The organism is Stenotrophomonas sp. TWI809 (assembly GCF_039673205.1).
Taxonomy (GTDB): Bacteria; Pseudomonadota; Gammaproteobacteria; order Xanthomonadales; family Xanthomonadaceae; genus Stenotrophomonas.
Map to the genome: position 1 here is coordinate 217,856 of NZ_JBDJLE010000001.1, position 14,376 is coordinate 232,231.

Annotated in this window: 10 protein-coding genes; 3 read left to right on the forward strand and 7 right to left on the reverse strand. The window is 67.5% G+C overall.

Annotation, left to right across the window (positions count from 1 at the left end; genetic code table 11):
- Positions 1 to 20: 20 nt before the first annotated feature.
- Positions 21 to 2,900: a VIT domain-containing protein gene (locus ABE472_RS00965; protein ID WP_346465080.1), complete on the reverse strand. Its 2,880-nt coding sequence runs from the start codon at positions 2,898 to 2,900 to the stop codon at positions 21 to 23.
- 148 nt (positions 2,901 to 3,048) lie between these two features.
- Here ABE472_RS00965 and ABE472_RS00970 point away from each other — a divergent pair, with 148 nt between their 5' ends.
- From ABE472_RS00970 to ABE472_RS00980, 3 genes are all read left to right on the forward strand, one after another.
- Positions 3,049 to 4,098: a DUF1176 domain-containing protein gene (locus ABE472_RS00970; RefSeq protein ID WP_346465082.1), complete on the forward strand. Its 1,050-nt coding sequence runs from the start codon at positions 3,049 to 3,051 to the stop codon at positions 4,096 to 4,098.
- Positions 4,099 to 4,230: 132 nt separating this feature from the next.
- Positions 4,231 to 5,295, forward strand: coding sequence for a DUF1176 domain-containing protein (locus ABE472_RS00975; protein ID WP_346465084.1), 1,065 nt, complete (start codon positions 4,231 to 4,233; stop codon positions 5,293 to 5,295).
- A gap of 1 nt (position 5,296) precedes the next feature.
- The gene (locus ABE472_RS00980; RefSeq protein ID WP_346465086.1) at positions 5,297 to 5,968 is read left to right on the forward strand and encodes a DUF1176 domain-containing protein; all 672 of its coding nucleotides are present in this window, start codon (positions 5,297 to 5,299) and stop codon (positions 5,966 to 5,968) included.
- Positions 5,969 to 6,010: 42 nt separating this feature from the next.
- Here ABE472_RS00980 and recJ read toward each other — a convergent pair whose 3' ends face one another.
- The 6 genes from recJ to carA all read right to left on the reverse strand — a co-directional run bounded on the left by recJ (position 6,011) and on the right by carA (position 14,211).
- Positions 6,011 to 7,675 carry a single-stranded-DNA-specific exonuclease RecJ gene (gene recJ / locus ABE472_RS00985; protein ID WP_346465229.1) on the reverse strand — a complete coding sequence of 555 codons (1,665 nt, stop codon included), beginning with the start codon at positions 7,673 to 7,675 and terminating at the stop codon, positions 6,011 to 6,013.
- 155 nt (positions 7,676 to 7,830) lie between these two features.
- Positions 7,831 to 8,751, reverse strand: coding sequence for a phosphoglycerate mutase (locus ABE472_RS00990; protein WP_313218219.1), 921 nt, complete (start codon positions 8,749 to 8,751; stop codon positions 7,831 to 7,833).
- 5 nt (positions 8,752 to 8,756) lie between these two features.
- Positions 8,757 to 9,221: a transcription elongation factor GreA gene (gene greA / locus ABE472_RS00995; RefSeq protein WP_026069738.1), complete on the reverse strand. Its 465-nt coding sequence runs from the start codon at positions 9,219 to 9,221 to the stop codon at positions 8,757 to 8,759.
- Between the two features lie 8 nt (positions 9,222 to 9,229).
- Complete coding sequence (carB, locus tag ABE472_RS01000; protein WP_313218218.1) at positions 9,230 to 12,472, reverse strand: carbamoyl-phosphate synthase large subunit; 3,243 nt, start codon at positions 12,470 to 12,472, stop codon at positions 9,230 to 9,232.
- 54 nt (positions 12,473 to 12,526) lie between these two features.
- Positions 12,527 to 13,081, reverse strand: a complete 555-nt coding sequence (locus ABE472_RS01005; RefSeq protein ID WP_346462690.1) for a hypothetical protein — start codon at positions 13,079 to 13,081, stop codon at positions 12,527 to 12,529.
- Positions 13,081 to 14,211: a glutamine-hydrolyzing carbamoyl-phosphate synthase small subunit gene (carA, locus tag ABE472_RS01010; protein WP_313212716.1), complete on the reverse strand. Its 1,131-nt coding sequence runs from the start codon at positions 14,209 to 14,211 to the stop codon at positions 13,081 to 13,083. The genes ABE472_RS01005 and carA overlap by 1 nt, the downstream gene beginning before the upstream one ends.
- Positions 14,212 to 14,376 lie beyond the last annotated feature (165 nt).

The following is a 14,376-nucleotide window of genomic DNA, read 5'->3' on the forward strand; positions in this document are numbered from 1 at the left end:
CGGGGTCCGCTTGCGGGTGCTTACTTCACCTCGAACTCGCCGACCAGCACCGTCTCCGCGCGGTCCTTCAACCGCAGCGTGACCTGCTGGTCGCGCTGGTCGCGGCTGCCCCATCGGGTGCTCAGGCGCAGCATCAAGGTGGTGGCACCGGTGACCAGCTGCTCGCGGCTGCCGAAGTAGTTCGCTTCGATCCTGTAGATGCCCGGCTTGGCATCGCGCAACGAGAACTGCTCCGGGCCATAGCCGCCGGTGAAGTCCTGCGACATCTGCCCGCCCTGGTAGGTCAGCCGGTTGCCGTAGTAGGCGCGCTCGCCATTGGGATCGGTGACCCACAGGTCCATGTCGCTGTTGTCACTGTCCCAGCTCAGCACCACGCGCAGGTCCAGCGGCATCGCACGGCGCAGGCGTGCATCGATGGCCGAGGCATCCACACGCTCGCGCGCGATCAGCCGGGTCAGTTCGTCCAGCGCGATCAGCGAGATGCCGTCGAAGCGGCCATCCCACGGGCGTACCACCACTTCATACAGCGATGCCACCGCCGCCTGGTACTGCCCGGCCGCTTCCAGCGCCAGGCCCAGGTCACGGAAACTCTGCGGCTCTTCCTCGCCCATCGCCAGCACCTGGCGGAACACCGGCGCGGCCAGCGCCGGCGCCTTGGCCTGCATCAGGCGATAGCCGAGCACGCGCAGCACGTGGCGGTTTTCCAGGTCCATCTCGGCGAGGTTGGAGAGCACGCGCAGGGCCAGCTCCCGCTGTCCGCTGGCCAGCAGCAGATCGGCCACGTCCAGATAGAACGCGCTGCTGCCGGCGTGCTGTTCGCGCTCCTGCAGATACAGTGGATACAGCTGCGCGGGCGTTGCATCGCGCAGGCGGCGTGCATAGGCCGAATCCGGTGCCCACGGCGCAAGCGTCAGTGTGATCTGGCCGTTGTTGGCCCTGGGTGCCGATTTGGCGCGGCGCTCGGTGGTAGCTTCTGCCTGATCGGCAACCGCCGAGGCGGTCAGCTCTACACGGTCCAGCGCCATCGGCGCCGCAGGTGCCGGCGGTGGCGCGGCCATCGCCATGGCCACCGGCGCGGCGACGGATCGGGATTCCTGCTTGGGTTGCGGTGGCGCATCCTTGGGCCAGCGGGTATTCCACCACTGCTCGCGCTCGGCGAACTGGCGGGCGATGCCATCCAGGCGGCGCTTCCGCTCGCTTGCCAAGTCCGCCACCGTCAACGCATGGCGCTGGTCGTAGGCCGCGCGCAGCGGGGCCGGCGGGCGGATGCCATAGCGCAGATAGTCCTCCAGCGTCTCCAGGACCAGCAGCGACGTATCGGCCGTCACGATCCCGAACTGCCGGGCCAGCGCCTTGGCCTCCGGCGCCCCGGCGGGGGCCGCCGCCAGTGCTGCCAACCGGTCATTCGCCCACGCGTGAGCGACCAGGCCGCCGTCGACCGCACGCGCGTTCGCGACGTTGAGCGTAACCGGCTGCGGATCGCTGTCGCCACCACGCAGGGACAGCAGCACCGTCGCATCGGGACGCAGCACGCGGCCGGTGACGCGAATCCAGCCCTGCGCAGCCCGCGAGGCATCCACGCTCACGTCCTCCACGCCACGTGCCAGCACATCGCTCACTTCGGCGGGCTGCAGCAGCAGCAGCGGCATCACCGCCTCCACCTCCGCCTCGCTGCCCAGCTGCAGCAGCTGACCATGATGGGCGCTGGTCCACGCACGAAGGCGCGGCGCGTCGGTCTTCGCACCGGCGCTGCTCAATGCATACAGGCGCTGATCGGGCGGCAGGGTGGGCAACGTCTGGCGGCCATAGTTGGCCAGGCCATCGCTGACCAGCAGGTACTCGCCGATGGTGCGGTTCGGCGTCCAGTCGCCCAGCGCACTGGCGCCATCGTGGGGCAGCGCCAACAGATACTCGCGCAGCGCCGACCAGTCGCCCCGGGTGATCGGGAACTCACGCGGCGCTTCGCTGCGGTCACGCAGCACCGTCAGTTGGACCTGACCCGAGCCGAACGCCTGGAAATAGCGATCCAGCACGGCCAGCTCAGCCGCACGGTTGCGCGTACCGGCCGAACCGGAGGCATCCCAGAGCAGACCGATGCGCGCGGGCAGGACGCGCGCGGCGGTCGGGGTGCGGACCGGCACGCTGGCCAGCAGATAGCGCTGCCCATCATGCAGCCCGGTGACCAGGTCAGTGCTGCGCGCAAGCGGAAGGCTCCACTGCAGTTGGGCAGGCAGATCGGCGCCCCGCCCCTGCCACTGCGCCGCGTAGGCACCGGCCTTCAACGTAAACCCGAGAGGATTGACGCCCACGGCGACCGGCTTGCCGGTCCCGCTGGTCTCCAACCGCAGCGTCAGTTGCTCGGCCTGGCGTGCGAAGGACACCGGAAGTGACCAGTGCAGACCCTGCGGCACGAGCGGCAGGCTGTCACGCAGCACCAGCCGCACGCGCCGCTCGCCACGCGCCGGGATCGGATACAGGCGCAGCCGGAACTGGTTGCCGGCGGTCTGTTCCAGCAGACCCGGATCGACCTGGCGGCGTTCGATCGCCTCGAAGACCTGGCGTCCCTGCGCCTTGGGTACCGGCACCGCATCGCGAAGCTCGCCATTGATGTCCAGTGCGAAACCGGCCACCTGCTGGCCGTAGGCCAACGGGAACTCCAGCTGCCCTTCCAACACGCGCGCATTGGGATTGTGGAAGGTCAATTCGATCGTGGTTTCGCCGAGCCCTGCCACGACGCGGCTGTCGATGTGGGCCTCGGTCAACCGCACCGGCACCTCGGCACCGGCGACCTGCAGGATGGGTGGGCGTGGCGAGGGAAAACGCCGTGGCTGTGCGTGGGCGCTGGGCAGCTGCCAGCACAGCAGCGCGAGCAGACCGATACTGCGCAGTGCGAGTCCCATGTGACGCTCCTGATCCGATGACCCTCCATTGAACGCGCCGCGATCCACAACGGGGTTGAGCGGTGGCAATCGCCTGTTCCGGTCATGGACGCCTCATCCGCGCTGGGCCAAGATCGCTCTCCACGGATTGATGGACCAAGGATGCCGCATGCGCCTGTTGTTGACCGCCCCGTTGTTGATGGGGCTCGCCCTGCCCGGTTACGCCGCCGCCCCCATCGAGGGCGTGACGTTCACCCACCACGACTGGACGCTGGCCTGCGACAACACCCGCACCTGCCGCGCCGCCGGTTATCAGGCCGATGACAATGGCGGCGACCCGGTCTCGATCCTGCTCACCCGCGCGGGCGGGCCGGATCAACCGGTCCAGGCGGAACTGATGCTCGGCCAGTACGACGACAACACGGCCACCAAGCGGCTCAGCCTGAGTATCAATGGCACCTCGCTGGGCCAGATGCAGTTCGATGCCGCCGAGGGCACCGCCACCTTCTCCGCGAAGCAGCTCGCCGCCCTGCTCGCCTCGCTGACACGCAACAGCCGCATCGAATTGACGGGTGACGATGGTGCGCGCTGGACGGTCTCCGATGCAGGGGCTGCGGCCGTGCTGTTGAAGATGGATGCGTTCCAGGGCCGCCTGGGCACACCCGGTGCGCTGATGCGCAAGGGCACGCTGGCCGAGTCCTCGGTGCCGCCCGCACTGCCGGTGCCGGTCGTGCAGCTGGGCACGCCGGTGGCCACCCGCCCGGCGGATACGGCGCTCGCCGCGTCGCCCGCGCTGCGCGCCGCGCTGGCGGCGGTGACGTCGGCCGACGACTGCGAAGCGTTGGGCGCCGGCGGCAGCCCGTCACCGGACGGCGAACCCGAAGCGCTGACCGTACAGCGGCTCAGTGCCGACAAGCTGCTGGTGTCGCTGAGTTGCTGGCGCGGGGCCTACAACACCGGCGACGGCTACTGGGTGATCAATGACCGCGCGCCGTATCAGCCGCGGCTGGTCACCACGGCAGCGGTCGGGGATGAGGTGCGCACCATCCAGGAGGCGCAGAAGGGCCGTGGCCTCGGCGACTGCTGGTCCACCACCACGTGGGGCTGGACCGGCTCGCAGTTCGTGAAGACGGCCGATTCCAGCACCGGGTTGTGCCGCCTGGTCGCCGCCGGTGGCGCCTGGGAGATGCCGACGCTGGTGACCGAAGTACAGGAGTAGCGATCGCATCTGCAATACCCGACGTCGCCGTGACCGACCCTGACTGACCAGAGGGAACCGAATCGTACTCGTTGCATGGCCGTCGCGCTCGCCAGCAGGGACACTGTGAACCCCCGCACAGGCCCCCCCACGATGCGCCTGCTCGCCAGCCAGCCGACCCTTGCCCTGCTGCTCTGCTTTCTTTCTTCGCCTACTGCTCTGGCTGCCCCGCCCATCAAAGGCATCGCCTTTGACCACGGTGATTGGACTCTGGCCTGCGACAACACCCGGACATGCCGTGCCGCAGGTTATCAGCCTGACGATGGCGAGCATGCACCGGTATCGGTGCTGCTGACCCGGCGGGCGGGCCCGGACCAGCGGGTGAAGGCCGAGCTCATGGTTGGCCAGCTCGGCGAAATCAAGCTGCCCCTGCGGCTGTCGCTGCAGATCGACGACGCCAGGTTGGGCCCGCTGAGGTACAACGCAGCCGATGGCACCGCCACGTTGTTGCCTGCGCAGGTCAGCGCCATGCTCACGGCACTGATAGGCAACAGCCGCATCGCGCTGATCGGCGACGACGGCAGACGCTGGACGCTGTCTGGTCGCGGCGCTTCGGCGGTGCTGTTGAAGTTGGATGAATTCCAGGGACGGATCGGCACGCCCGGCGCGCTCGTGCGGAAAGGCACGAAAGCCGAGAGCACGGTACTGCCCGCCGTGTCGATGCCAATCATGAAACTGACCAACATAGTCGCCACGCGGCCGGCCGACAAAGCGCTGGCCTCGTCGGCCGCGCTGCGCGAAGCGTTGATTGCAACCGTCTCGGCCGACGATTGCGAAGCCCTGCAACCGACATGGAACGACACCTCCAATGAAGGCCCTCAAGACATGAAGGTGCAGCGTCTGAGCGCAGACAAGCTGCTGGTATCGCATCTGTGCTGGCGGGGCGCCTACAACAGGGGTGACGGATATTGGGTGATCAACGACCGCCCCCCGTACCGCCCCAGGCTGGTCACTAACTCGGGCAGCGGCGACAACGTGCGCTCCATCGAAGAATGGCACAGGGGCCGCGGCCTAGCCGACTGCATTTACTCCACTACATGGAGCTGGACCGGCACCCGCTTCGTACAGACAGCGGTGGCCAGTTCTGGACTGTGCCGATCAATCACGCTTGGCGGCCCATGGAATCTGCCGACCCTGGTGACCAAGGTGCAGCAGTAAGATGCGCGGCTGTTCATTTCCTTGCGGTCGAGGACCGATCAGCTGTGGGGCGCAACAACCACTGCCACGAACGCCCGCTGGACACCCTCCAAACGCGCATGCGGCAGGCCCAGGGCAACGGGGTTGGCACGGCGCGGGCAGGCTCCACACGCCCGGGGCGCTGCTGCGCAAGGGCAATCGCCCCGAGGCGACGGTGCTGCCGGCGGTGCCGGTGCCCGTGGTCAGGCAGGCCGCCCTGGTCGCTACGCGTCCCGGCGATGCCGCGCTGGCCGGAAGTGCGGCACTGCGCGCGGCCCTGAAAACCTCCCTGGCACCGGACGCCTGCGATGTCCTGGTGAGCGGCGAGCGCGTCGAACCGCTGACGGTACGCCGCCTCAGCGCGGACAAGCTGCTTGTTTCCACGCAGTGCTGGATGGGTGCCTACAACGTGGGCGAGGGTTACTGGGTCACCAACGATCGTGCGCCGTTCAACCCGCAACTGGTGGCCACGAGCGGCAGCGATGAAGACGAAGGCAGCATCCACGCCGCGCACAAGATCCGCGGCCTGGGTGACTGCTGGTCGAGCGACAGCTGGACCTGGGATGCCGCCGGTTCGTACATACCGCCGATGCCACCACCGGGGTGTGCCGGCTGGTCGCGGCCGGCGGCGCCTGGGACATGCCGATCCTGGTGACCCGGGTCGTCAAGTAAGTCGCGCCCGCGTGGAACGGCGGGCTCAGGCGTCGGCGCAGTGCTCCACAATCAACTGGATCGCGCCGCCGCCCCGGTAATCATCGCTGACCAGCCGGTAGGCGATATGCACCTGGTTGGCCGGTGCATTGCCGGTCCAGCCGCTGAAGTGGATGGCGCTGACCGGCTCGGGGCGGCCCGGCACGCGCAGGCTCAGCTTGAGGTGTTTCTCTTTGAGCACCTGCCAGCGCGCCACCTGGAAGTGACCATCGAACAGTGGCTCGGGGAAGCCCTGCCCCCACGGCCCGGCCAGGCGCAGCGCCTCGGCATGGGCGAAATCCAGTTCCTGCGGCAACAGCTCGCCATCGGTCAGCAGCAGCTGCTGCAACGACAGCGGATCGAGCGTGCGCTCCACCACCTCCACGAAGGCCTGCTCGAACGCGGCCAACTGCGCGTGCGGCAGACTGAGGCCGGCGGCCATGGCGTGGCCACCGAATTTATCGATCAGGCCCGGGTGCGCCGCGTTGACCAAGGCCAGCGCGTCACGGATATGGAAGCCGGGGATCGAGCGCGCCGAGCCACGCAGCGAGTCGCCGCCGGGCTCTGAAGGTGCGAACGCGATCACCGGCCGGTGCAGGCGATCCTTCATCTTGGAAGCCACCAGCCCGACCACGCCGGGATGCCATTCGGCATCGAACAGGCAGGCGGCGACCGGGCGCACGCCCTCGGCACTGAGCACCGCCCGCGACACCGCCAGTTCGGCGTCGTCGGTCATCAGCTGCTGGACGGCGCGGCGCTCGGTGTTGATCGATTCCAGCGTCGTGGCGATCTCACGCGCGTGGGCACGGTCTTCGGTGAGCAACAGCTCGATGCCCAGCGCCATGTCTTCCAGCCGGCCGGCCGCGTTCAAACGTGGGCCGAGCGCGAAACCGATGTCACTGCCGGTCAGCCGCGACGCGTCACGCCCGCTGGCCTCGATCAACGCCTGCAGCCCCACGCAGCCCTGCCCGTTGCGCAGCCGGCGCAGGCCGGCCGAGACCAGGGCGCGGTTGTTGTCATCCAGCGCGACCAGATCGGCGACGGTTCCGACCGCGACCAGGTCCAGCAGGGTCAGCAGATCCGGCTCTGGCGTCGTGGCAAACGCGCCCTGCTCGCGCAGGTGGCGGCGCAGGGCCATCAATACATAGAAGATCACCCCGACGCCGGCCAACGCCTTGCTCGGGAAGGCATCGCCGCTGATGTTGGGGTCGACGATGGCATCGGCCGGCGGCAGATGTTCGCCCGGCAGATGGTGGTCGGTGACCAGCACCTTCCAGCCGAGTGCCTTGGCCGCATTGACGCCAGCGTGGCAGGCGATGCCATGGTCGACCGTGACCAGCAGGCCCGGATTGAGCGGGGCCAGCTCGGCCACCAGCGATGGCGACAGCCCATAGCCATGCAGCATGCGGTTGGGCACCGCGTGCACCACATCGCGCGCGCCGAGCATGCGTAGGCCGCGCACCCCGACCGCACAGGCGGTGGCGCCATCGCAGTCGAAATCGCCGACGATCAGGATGCGTTCGTTGGTGGCGATCGCATCGGCCAGCAGCGCTACCGCGGCCTGCATGCTGCCCAGCAGATCCGGCGCATGCAGCTGGGCCAGCTTCGGCTGGGCCTGCGCGGCATCGGTCACCCCGCGCGCAGCGTAAAGGCGCTGCAGCAGCGGCAACATGGAGGACGGCCACTCGCCGACGGCGGCGGCAGGACGGCGCTGGATACGGGGTGCTTCAGACTGGGTCAAAACGGGCTCGATCGATGACGTGCGTGACCATGATACCGCCCTGCCATGGGTAGAGCCGGCCGCTGGCCGGCTGCCGATCGTCGCACTCAGAGGTCGTGCAACTGCACCGGCTTCTTCCAGAACCGCCAGCGCTGGGTCTTGTCGATCTCCACGCGGGCGCCGTCCTCGAAATCCAGCACCAGCCGCTTCAATTCCCCGCGAGCAATCGCCGCCAGCAACGGGCGGATCGCCTCATTGCCCAACTGTTCCAGCGAACGCAGCTGACGCAGGTCCACCAGGGCATCCACGGTCTGCTCGCCATCGGCTTGCAGACCCGCGGCCTTGGCCAGCGCCTGCAGCAGCGCATCGCGGCTGCGGACCTGGGCATGCGCGGTGGTCACGCGCTCCGGCAGCTCACCGCCGCCCCAGAACCACAACGAGTTGATCGCACGTTTGCCGTCGGCCACGCGCTGCTGGTTCCACTCGTGCTGGTGCAACACCACCTGCGCTTCGGTCAGCAGGGCGCGCCAGCGGCGTCCGGCATCGCCTTCGGGCAGATGGGCAAACAGATCATCGCCGAGCACTTCATCGGGCTCGGCGAAGACGGGCAGCGTGGTGCCTGGCGGCAGGCGCAGGTACCAGCGTGACGGCACCGGGGCATCCAGCACGAAACCGAACCCGGCAAACAACGGCTGCAACGCCGGCAGCAGGTGCATGACATCGGCCAGATCGGGACGCAGGGTATCCCCGTGCCCCATCAGGCGAGCACCGTGCATGTCCGGCACCACGTTGGCCGGATCGGCCCGCAGCCACACCGCCCCGTCGGCATCGCCGACATCCAGCTGGCGGGTCAGGGCGGCGGCAGACCACGCGTCCGGCTGCGTCTGGAAATGCCGACGCAGCTGGGCGCGTTCGCCCGCCTCGGCGCTGCGGCGCTGCGCACGCCCCAGCGCCTTGGCGACGTCATCGGGCAACGGCGCCGCCGGAAACCGGCTGCGCGCCGGCAGCAACAACGTCGCCGTGGCCATCGCCGTCAGTCCAGGTACTGGACGCTGACGATTTCGTACTCGCGCTGGCCGGCCGGTGCGTCGATGGTGACCGCATCGCCTTCCAGCTTGCCGATCAAGGCACGGGCCAGCGGCGAGGAGATCGCGATCAGGCCCAGCTTGATGTCCGCTTCCAGGTCACCCACGATCTGGTAGCGCTTTTCTTCATCGCTTTCCACGTCCGACAGCTCGACGGTGGCGCCGAACACCACCTTGCTGCCGGCGTTGAGCTTGGTGATGTCGATGATCTCGGCATGCGACAGCTCGCCTTCCAGCTGCTTGATGCGGCCTTCGATGAAGCCCTGCTCCTCGCGCGCGGCGTGATACTCGGCGTTCTCCTTGAGATCGCCGTGCTCGCGTGCCTCGGCGATCGCCGCGATGACCTTCGGGCGCTTGACCGACTTCAGGTGGTCAAGCTCTTCGCGCAGACGCTGCGCGCCCTTCAGGGTGATCGGTGCTCTCATGCGTTCAACTCCTTGTGCAGTTCCTGCAGCGACCAGACGGGGCCGGTACCGCGGAATTCCAGTGATTGCACCAGCGCCATGGCGCCGGCGATGGTGGTCGAATAGGTCACGCGATGCTGCAGCGCTTCGCGACGGATCGAGAAGGAGTCATTGATCGCCGCGCGACCCTCGGTCGTGTTGACGATGTAGACGATCTCGCCGTTCTTGATCGAATCGACGATGTGCGGACGGCCTTCGACGACCTTGTTGACGATCTCGCAGGCCATACCGTGCTCCTGCAGCCACGCGCCGGTGCCACGGGTGGCCACCAGGGTGTAGCCGCGCTCGAGCAGTGCCTTGGCGACCGGCAGCACGCGCTTCTTGTCCGGGTCACGGACCGAAACGAAGGCCTTGCCCAGCGGCGGTGCCTTGATGCCACCGGCTTCCTGCGCACGCGCGAAGGCGGCGCTGAAGCTGCGGCCCACGCCCATCACCTCACCGGTGGAGCGCATCTCCGGCCCGAGGATCGGATCGACGCCCTGGAACTTGGCGAACGGGAAGATCGCTTCCTTGACCGAGTAGTAGCCCGGCACGATTTCCTTGGTCGCGCCCTGCTCGGCCAGCGTCTTGCCAGCCATGCAGCGCGCGGCGATCTTGGCCAGCGGCATGCCGGTGGCCTTGGAGACGAACGGCACGGTGCGCGAGGCACGCGGGTTCACTTCCAGCAGGTAGACGATGTCTTCGCCGTTCTCGCCCGCCTGGATCGCGAACTGGGTGTTCATCAGGCCGACCACGTTCAGGGCCTTGGCCAGCTCCACCACCTGGCGACGCAGCTCGGCCTGGGTCTCGGCCGACAGCGAGTAGGGCGGCAGCGAGCAGGACGAATCGCCCGAATGCACGCCGGCTTCTTCGATGTGCTCCATCACGCCGCCGATCAGCACGTTGCCGTCCTTGTCGGCAATGATGTCCACGTCCACTTCCACCGCGTTGTCCAGGAAGCGGTCCAGCAGCACGGGCGAATCGTTGGAGACCTTCACCGCGTCACGCACGTAGCGGGCCAGATCGGATTCGCCGTAGACGATTTCCATCGCGCGGCCGCCCAGCACGTAGCTCGGGCGCACCACCAGCGGGTAGCCGATCTCGCGCGCCAGCAGCAGGGCTTCCTGGTCGTTGCGGGCGATGCGGTTCGGCGGCTGCTTCAGGCCGAGCTTGTCGACCAGCTGCTGGAAGCGCTCGCGGTCTTCCGCCAGATCGATGGAGTCCGGCGAGGTGCCGATCACCGGCACACCGTTGGCTTCCAGCGCGCGCGCCAGCTTCAGCGGGGTCTGGCCACCGTACTGGACGATCACGCCCTTGGGCTGTTCCAGCTCGACGATCTCCAGCACGTCTTCCAGCGTCAGCGGCTCGAAGTACAGGCGGTCGGAGGTGTCGTAATCGGTGGACACGGTTTCCGGGTTGCAGTTGACCATGATGGTTTCATAACCATCCTCGCGCAGCGCCAGCGCGGCGTGCACGCAGCAGTAGTCGAACTCGATGCCCTGGCCGATGCGGTTCGGACCGCCGCCCAGGATCATGATCTTGTCGCGGTTGCTCGGCGCCGCTTCGCACTCGTCCTCATAGGTCGAGTACAGGTACGCGGTGCTGGTGGCGAACTCGGCGGCGCAGGAATCCACGCGCTTGTACACCGGGCGCACCTTGTGGGCACGACGCAGCGCGCGCACGGCCGCTTCGTTGGTGCCGGTCAGTTCGGCCAGGCGGGCATCGGAGAAACCGGCGCGCTTGAGCTTGCGCAGACGTGCCGCATCCAGCGCGTCGATGCCGTCGGCGGCCACCTCGGCTTCGGCTTGGATGATCTCTTCGATCTGGTCCAGGAACCACGGGTCGATGTGCGAGAGCGCGAACACCTCTTCCACGCTGAAACCGGCGCGGAACGCATCACCCACGAAGAACAGGCGCTCCGGGCCCGGGGCCTTGAGCTCGCGCTTGATGGTGGTGATGTCGTCTTCGTTGGACAGGTCCAGACCGGTCGGGTCCAGGCCGATCTTGCCGGTTTCCAGACCACGCAGCGCCTTCTGCAGCGACTCCTGGAAGGTGCGGCCCATCGCCATCACCTCGCCCACCGACTTCATCTGGGTGGTCAGGCGCGCATCGGCCGCCGGGAACTTCTCGAAGGCGAAGCGCGGGATCTTGGTGACGACGTAATCGATCGACGGCTCGAACGAGGCCGGGGTCAGGCCGCCGGTGATCTCATTCTTCAATTCGTCCAGGGTGTAACCCACGGCCAGCTTGGCCGCGACCTTGGCGATCGGGAAGCCGGTGGCCTTGGAGGCCAGCGCCGAGGAACGCGACACGCGCGGGTTCATTTCGATCACGACCACACGGCCGGTGGTCGGGCTGATGCCAAACTGCACGTTCGAACCGCCGGTATCCACGCCGATCTTGCGCAGCACGGCGATGGAGGCATCGCGCAGGCGCTGGTATTCCTTGTCGGTCAGGGTCTGGGCCGGGGCCACGGTGATCGAGTCACCGGTGTGCACGCCCATCGGGTCCAGGTTCTCGATCGAGCAGACGATGATGCAGTTGTCGGCGGTGTCGCGCACCACCTCCATCTCGAACTCCTTCCAGCCCAGCACCGACTCTTCCACCAGCACTTCGGTGGTCGGCGACAGTTCCAGGCCGCGGGTCACGATATCGACCAGCTCTTCGCGGTTGTAGGCGATGCCGCCACCGCTGCCGCCCAGGGTGAAGCTGGGACGGATGATGGTCGGGTAGCCGACGCGGGTCTGGATGTCGATCGCTTCTTCCAGCGTGTGCGCGACCGCAGCGGACGGGCACTCCAGGCCGATCTCACCCATGGCCACGCGGAACAGCTCGCGGTCTTCGGCCATGCGGATCGCATCGCGCTTGGCGCCGATCAGCTCGACGTTGTACTTCTCCAGCACGCCGTTGTCGGCCAGGTCCAGCGCGCAGTTCAGCGCGGTCTGGCCGCCCATGGTCGGCAGCAGCGCGTCGGGCTTTTCCTTTGCGATGATCTTCTCGACCGTCTGCCAGTTGATCGGCTCGATGTAGACGGCGTCGGCCATCTCCGGGTCGGTCATGATGGTGGCCGGATTGCTGTTGACCAGCACCACGCGGTAACCCTCGTCGCGCAGTGCCTTGCAGGCCTGCGCGCCAGAGTAGTCGAACTCACAGGCCTGGCCGATGACGATCGGGCCTGCACCGATGATGAGGATGGTTTTAAGGTCAGTGCGCTTGGGCATTGTCTTCTCTAAGTCTGGACAGCGAGGCAGATGGGGGTGATCGCACGCTGTCGATCAGGAAATATCGTCGGGGTTCAGCGCGATCCGGCACTGGTCCTGCAGTCCTTTCGCCAGCTGCACGCCGATGTCGTCGGGCAGCTCCGATTCGATGTCGAGCGTGGCGATGAAGCGGGTGTAGGCCGGGCTGGTCAGAAACGCCGCCACGTCGGCGCGTTCCTTTTCACTCAGGTCGGCGTTGGCCTTGGCGGCAATCGTCGATGGATTGGCACCGGCAAAGGCCGAGGCGAGGCTCTTGCCGCCCGGGGTCCCCAGGAAGCGCGACCACTCCGCGATCACCTGGTCGCCGTCGTTGCCGAGGCCGCTGATCACCGAGCGACGGAACTGCGCGTCGAGCAGGCCCTTGATCGGCGCATACGCGCACTGGCGATCGGTCTCGGGCAGCGCATTGAGCGCCGGCACGTTCTCGACCATCAGTTTGGCCATGTCCGTGCCCAGCGTGCCCAGGCCCAGCGACTGGACCACCGCCCGCACCTCGGCATCCGTGGCCGGCGCGGCCTGGGCCACACCGGTGAGGCACAACAGCGACAGCAGCAGCGCGGGGCTGCGCATCACGCCTTGGCCTCGGCCATCAGGGTCACGAAGCGATCGAACAGCGGGCCGACGTCGTGCGGGCCCGGCGAGGCTTCCGGATGGCCCTGGAACGAGAACGCCGGCACGTCGGTGCGGGCGATACCCTGGTTGGTGCCATCGAACAGCGAACGGTGGGTCACGCGCAGGTTGGCCGGCAGCGACGCCTCATCGACCGCGAAGCCATGGTTCTGCGAGGTGATCATCACGCGGCCGCCGTCCAGATCCTGGACCGGGTGGTTGGCGCCGTGGTGGCCATGGCCCATCTTGACCGTCTTTGCGCCGGAGGCCAGCGCCAGCAGCTGGTGGCCCAGGCAGATGCCGAAGACCGGCACTTTCTTCTCGAGGAAGGTCTTGATCGCGGCGATCGCGTAATCGCACGGTTCCGGATCGCCCGGACCGTTGGACAGGAACACGCCATCCGGATGCATCGCCAGCACTTCGGCGGCCGGGGTCTGCGCCGGCACCACCGTCAGCTCGCAGCCGCGCTCGGCCAGCATGCGCAGGATGTTCAGCTTGGCGCCGAAGTCATAGGCCACCACCTTGAAACGCGGTGCGGCGTTGACGAAGGCATTGCTGTCCAGATCCAGCTGGCCCTCGGTCCAGGTGTAGCGCTTGTCGGTGCTCACGACTTTGGCCAGATCCATGCCCTTGAGGCCGGGGAACTTGCGTGCCGCTTCCAGCGCCGTGTCCACGCTCAGGCCTTCGCCGGCCATCAGCGCACCGTTCTGGGCGCCGCGCTCGCGCAGGATGCGCGTCAGCTTGCGGGTATCGATACCGGAGATGGCAACCACGCCGCGCTGGATCAGCCAATCCTGCAGCGACACCTGGCTGCGCCAGTTGCTCGGGCGGCGCGGCACATCGCGCACGATCAGGCCGGCCGACCACACCTTGGCCGCTTCATCGTCCTGGTCGGTCATGCCGGTGTTGCCGATATGCGGGTAGGTCAGCGTGACCATCTGCCGGGCGTAGGAAGGATCGGTCAACACTTCCTGATAGCCGGTCATGGCGGTGTTGAACACCACCTCACCAACGGACAGGCCGGGCGCGCCTACGGATTCGCCCTCGAATACGGTGCCGTCTTCGAGGACGAGGATTGCGGCTTGGGTCACGGAAATCTCACTTTGGCTACCGAGGGGTCGCCGAAGTCACGCCTGCGCTTCACGAAAAAGCGGCTGCAAAAAAGCGCGGACTGCGGTTCTGGACCGGTCCGGCTGTCGTGATTCGGCGAGCGGGAATTGTAAAGGCAAGCCGGGTGCGACGCCAGTATCCGCGTG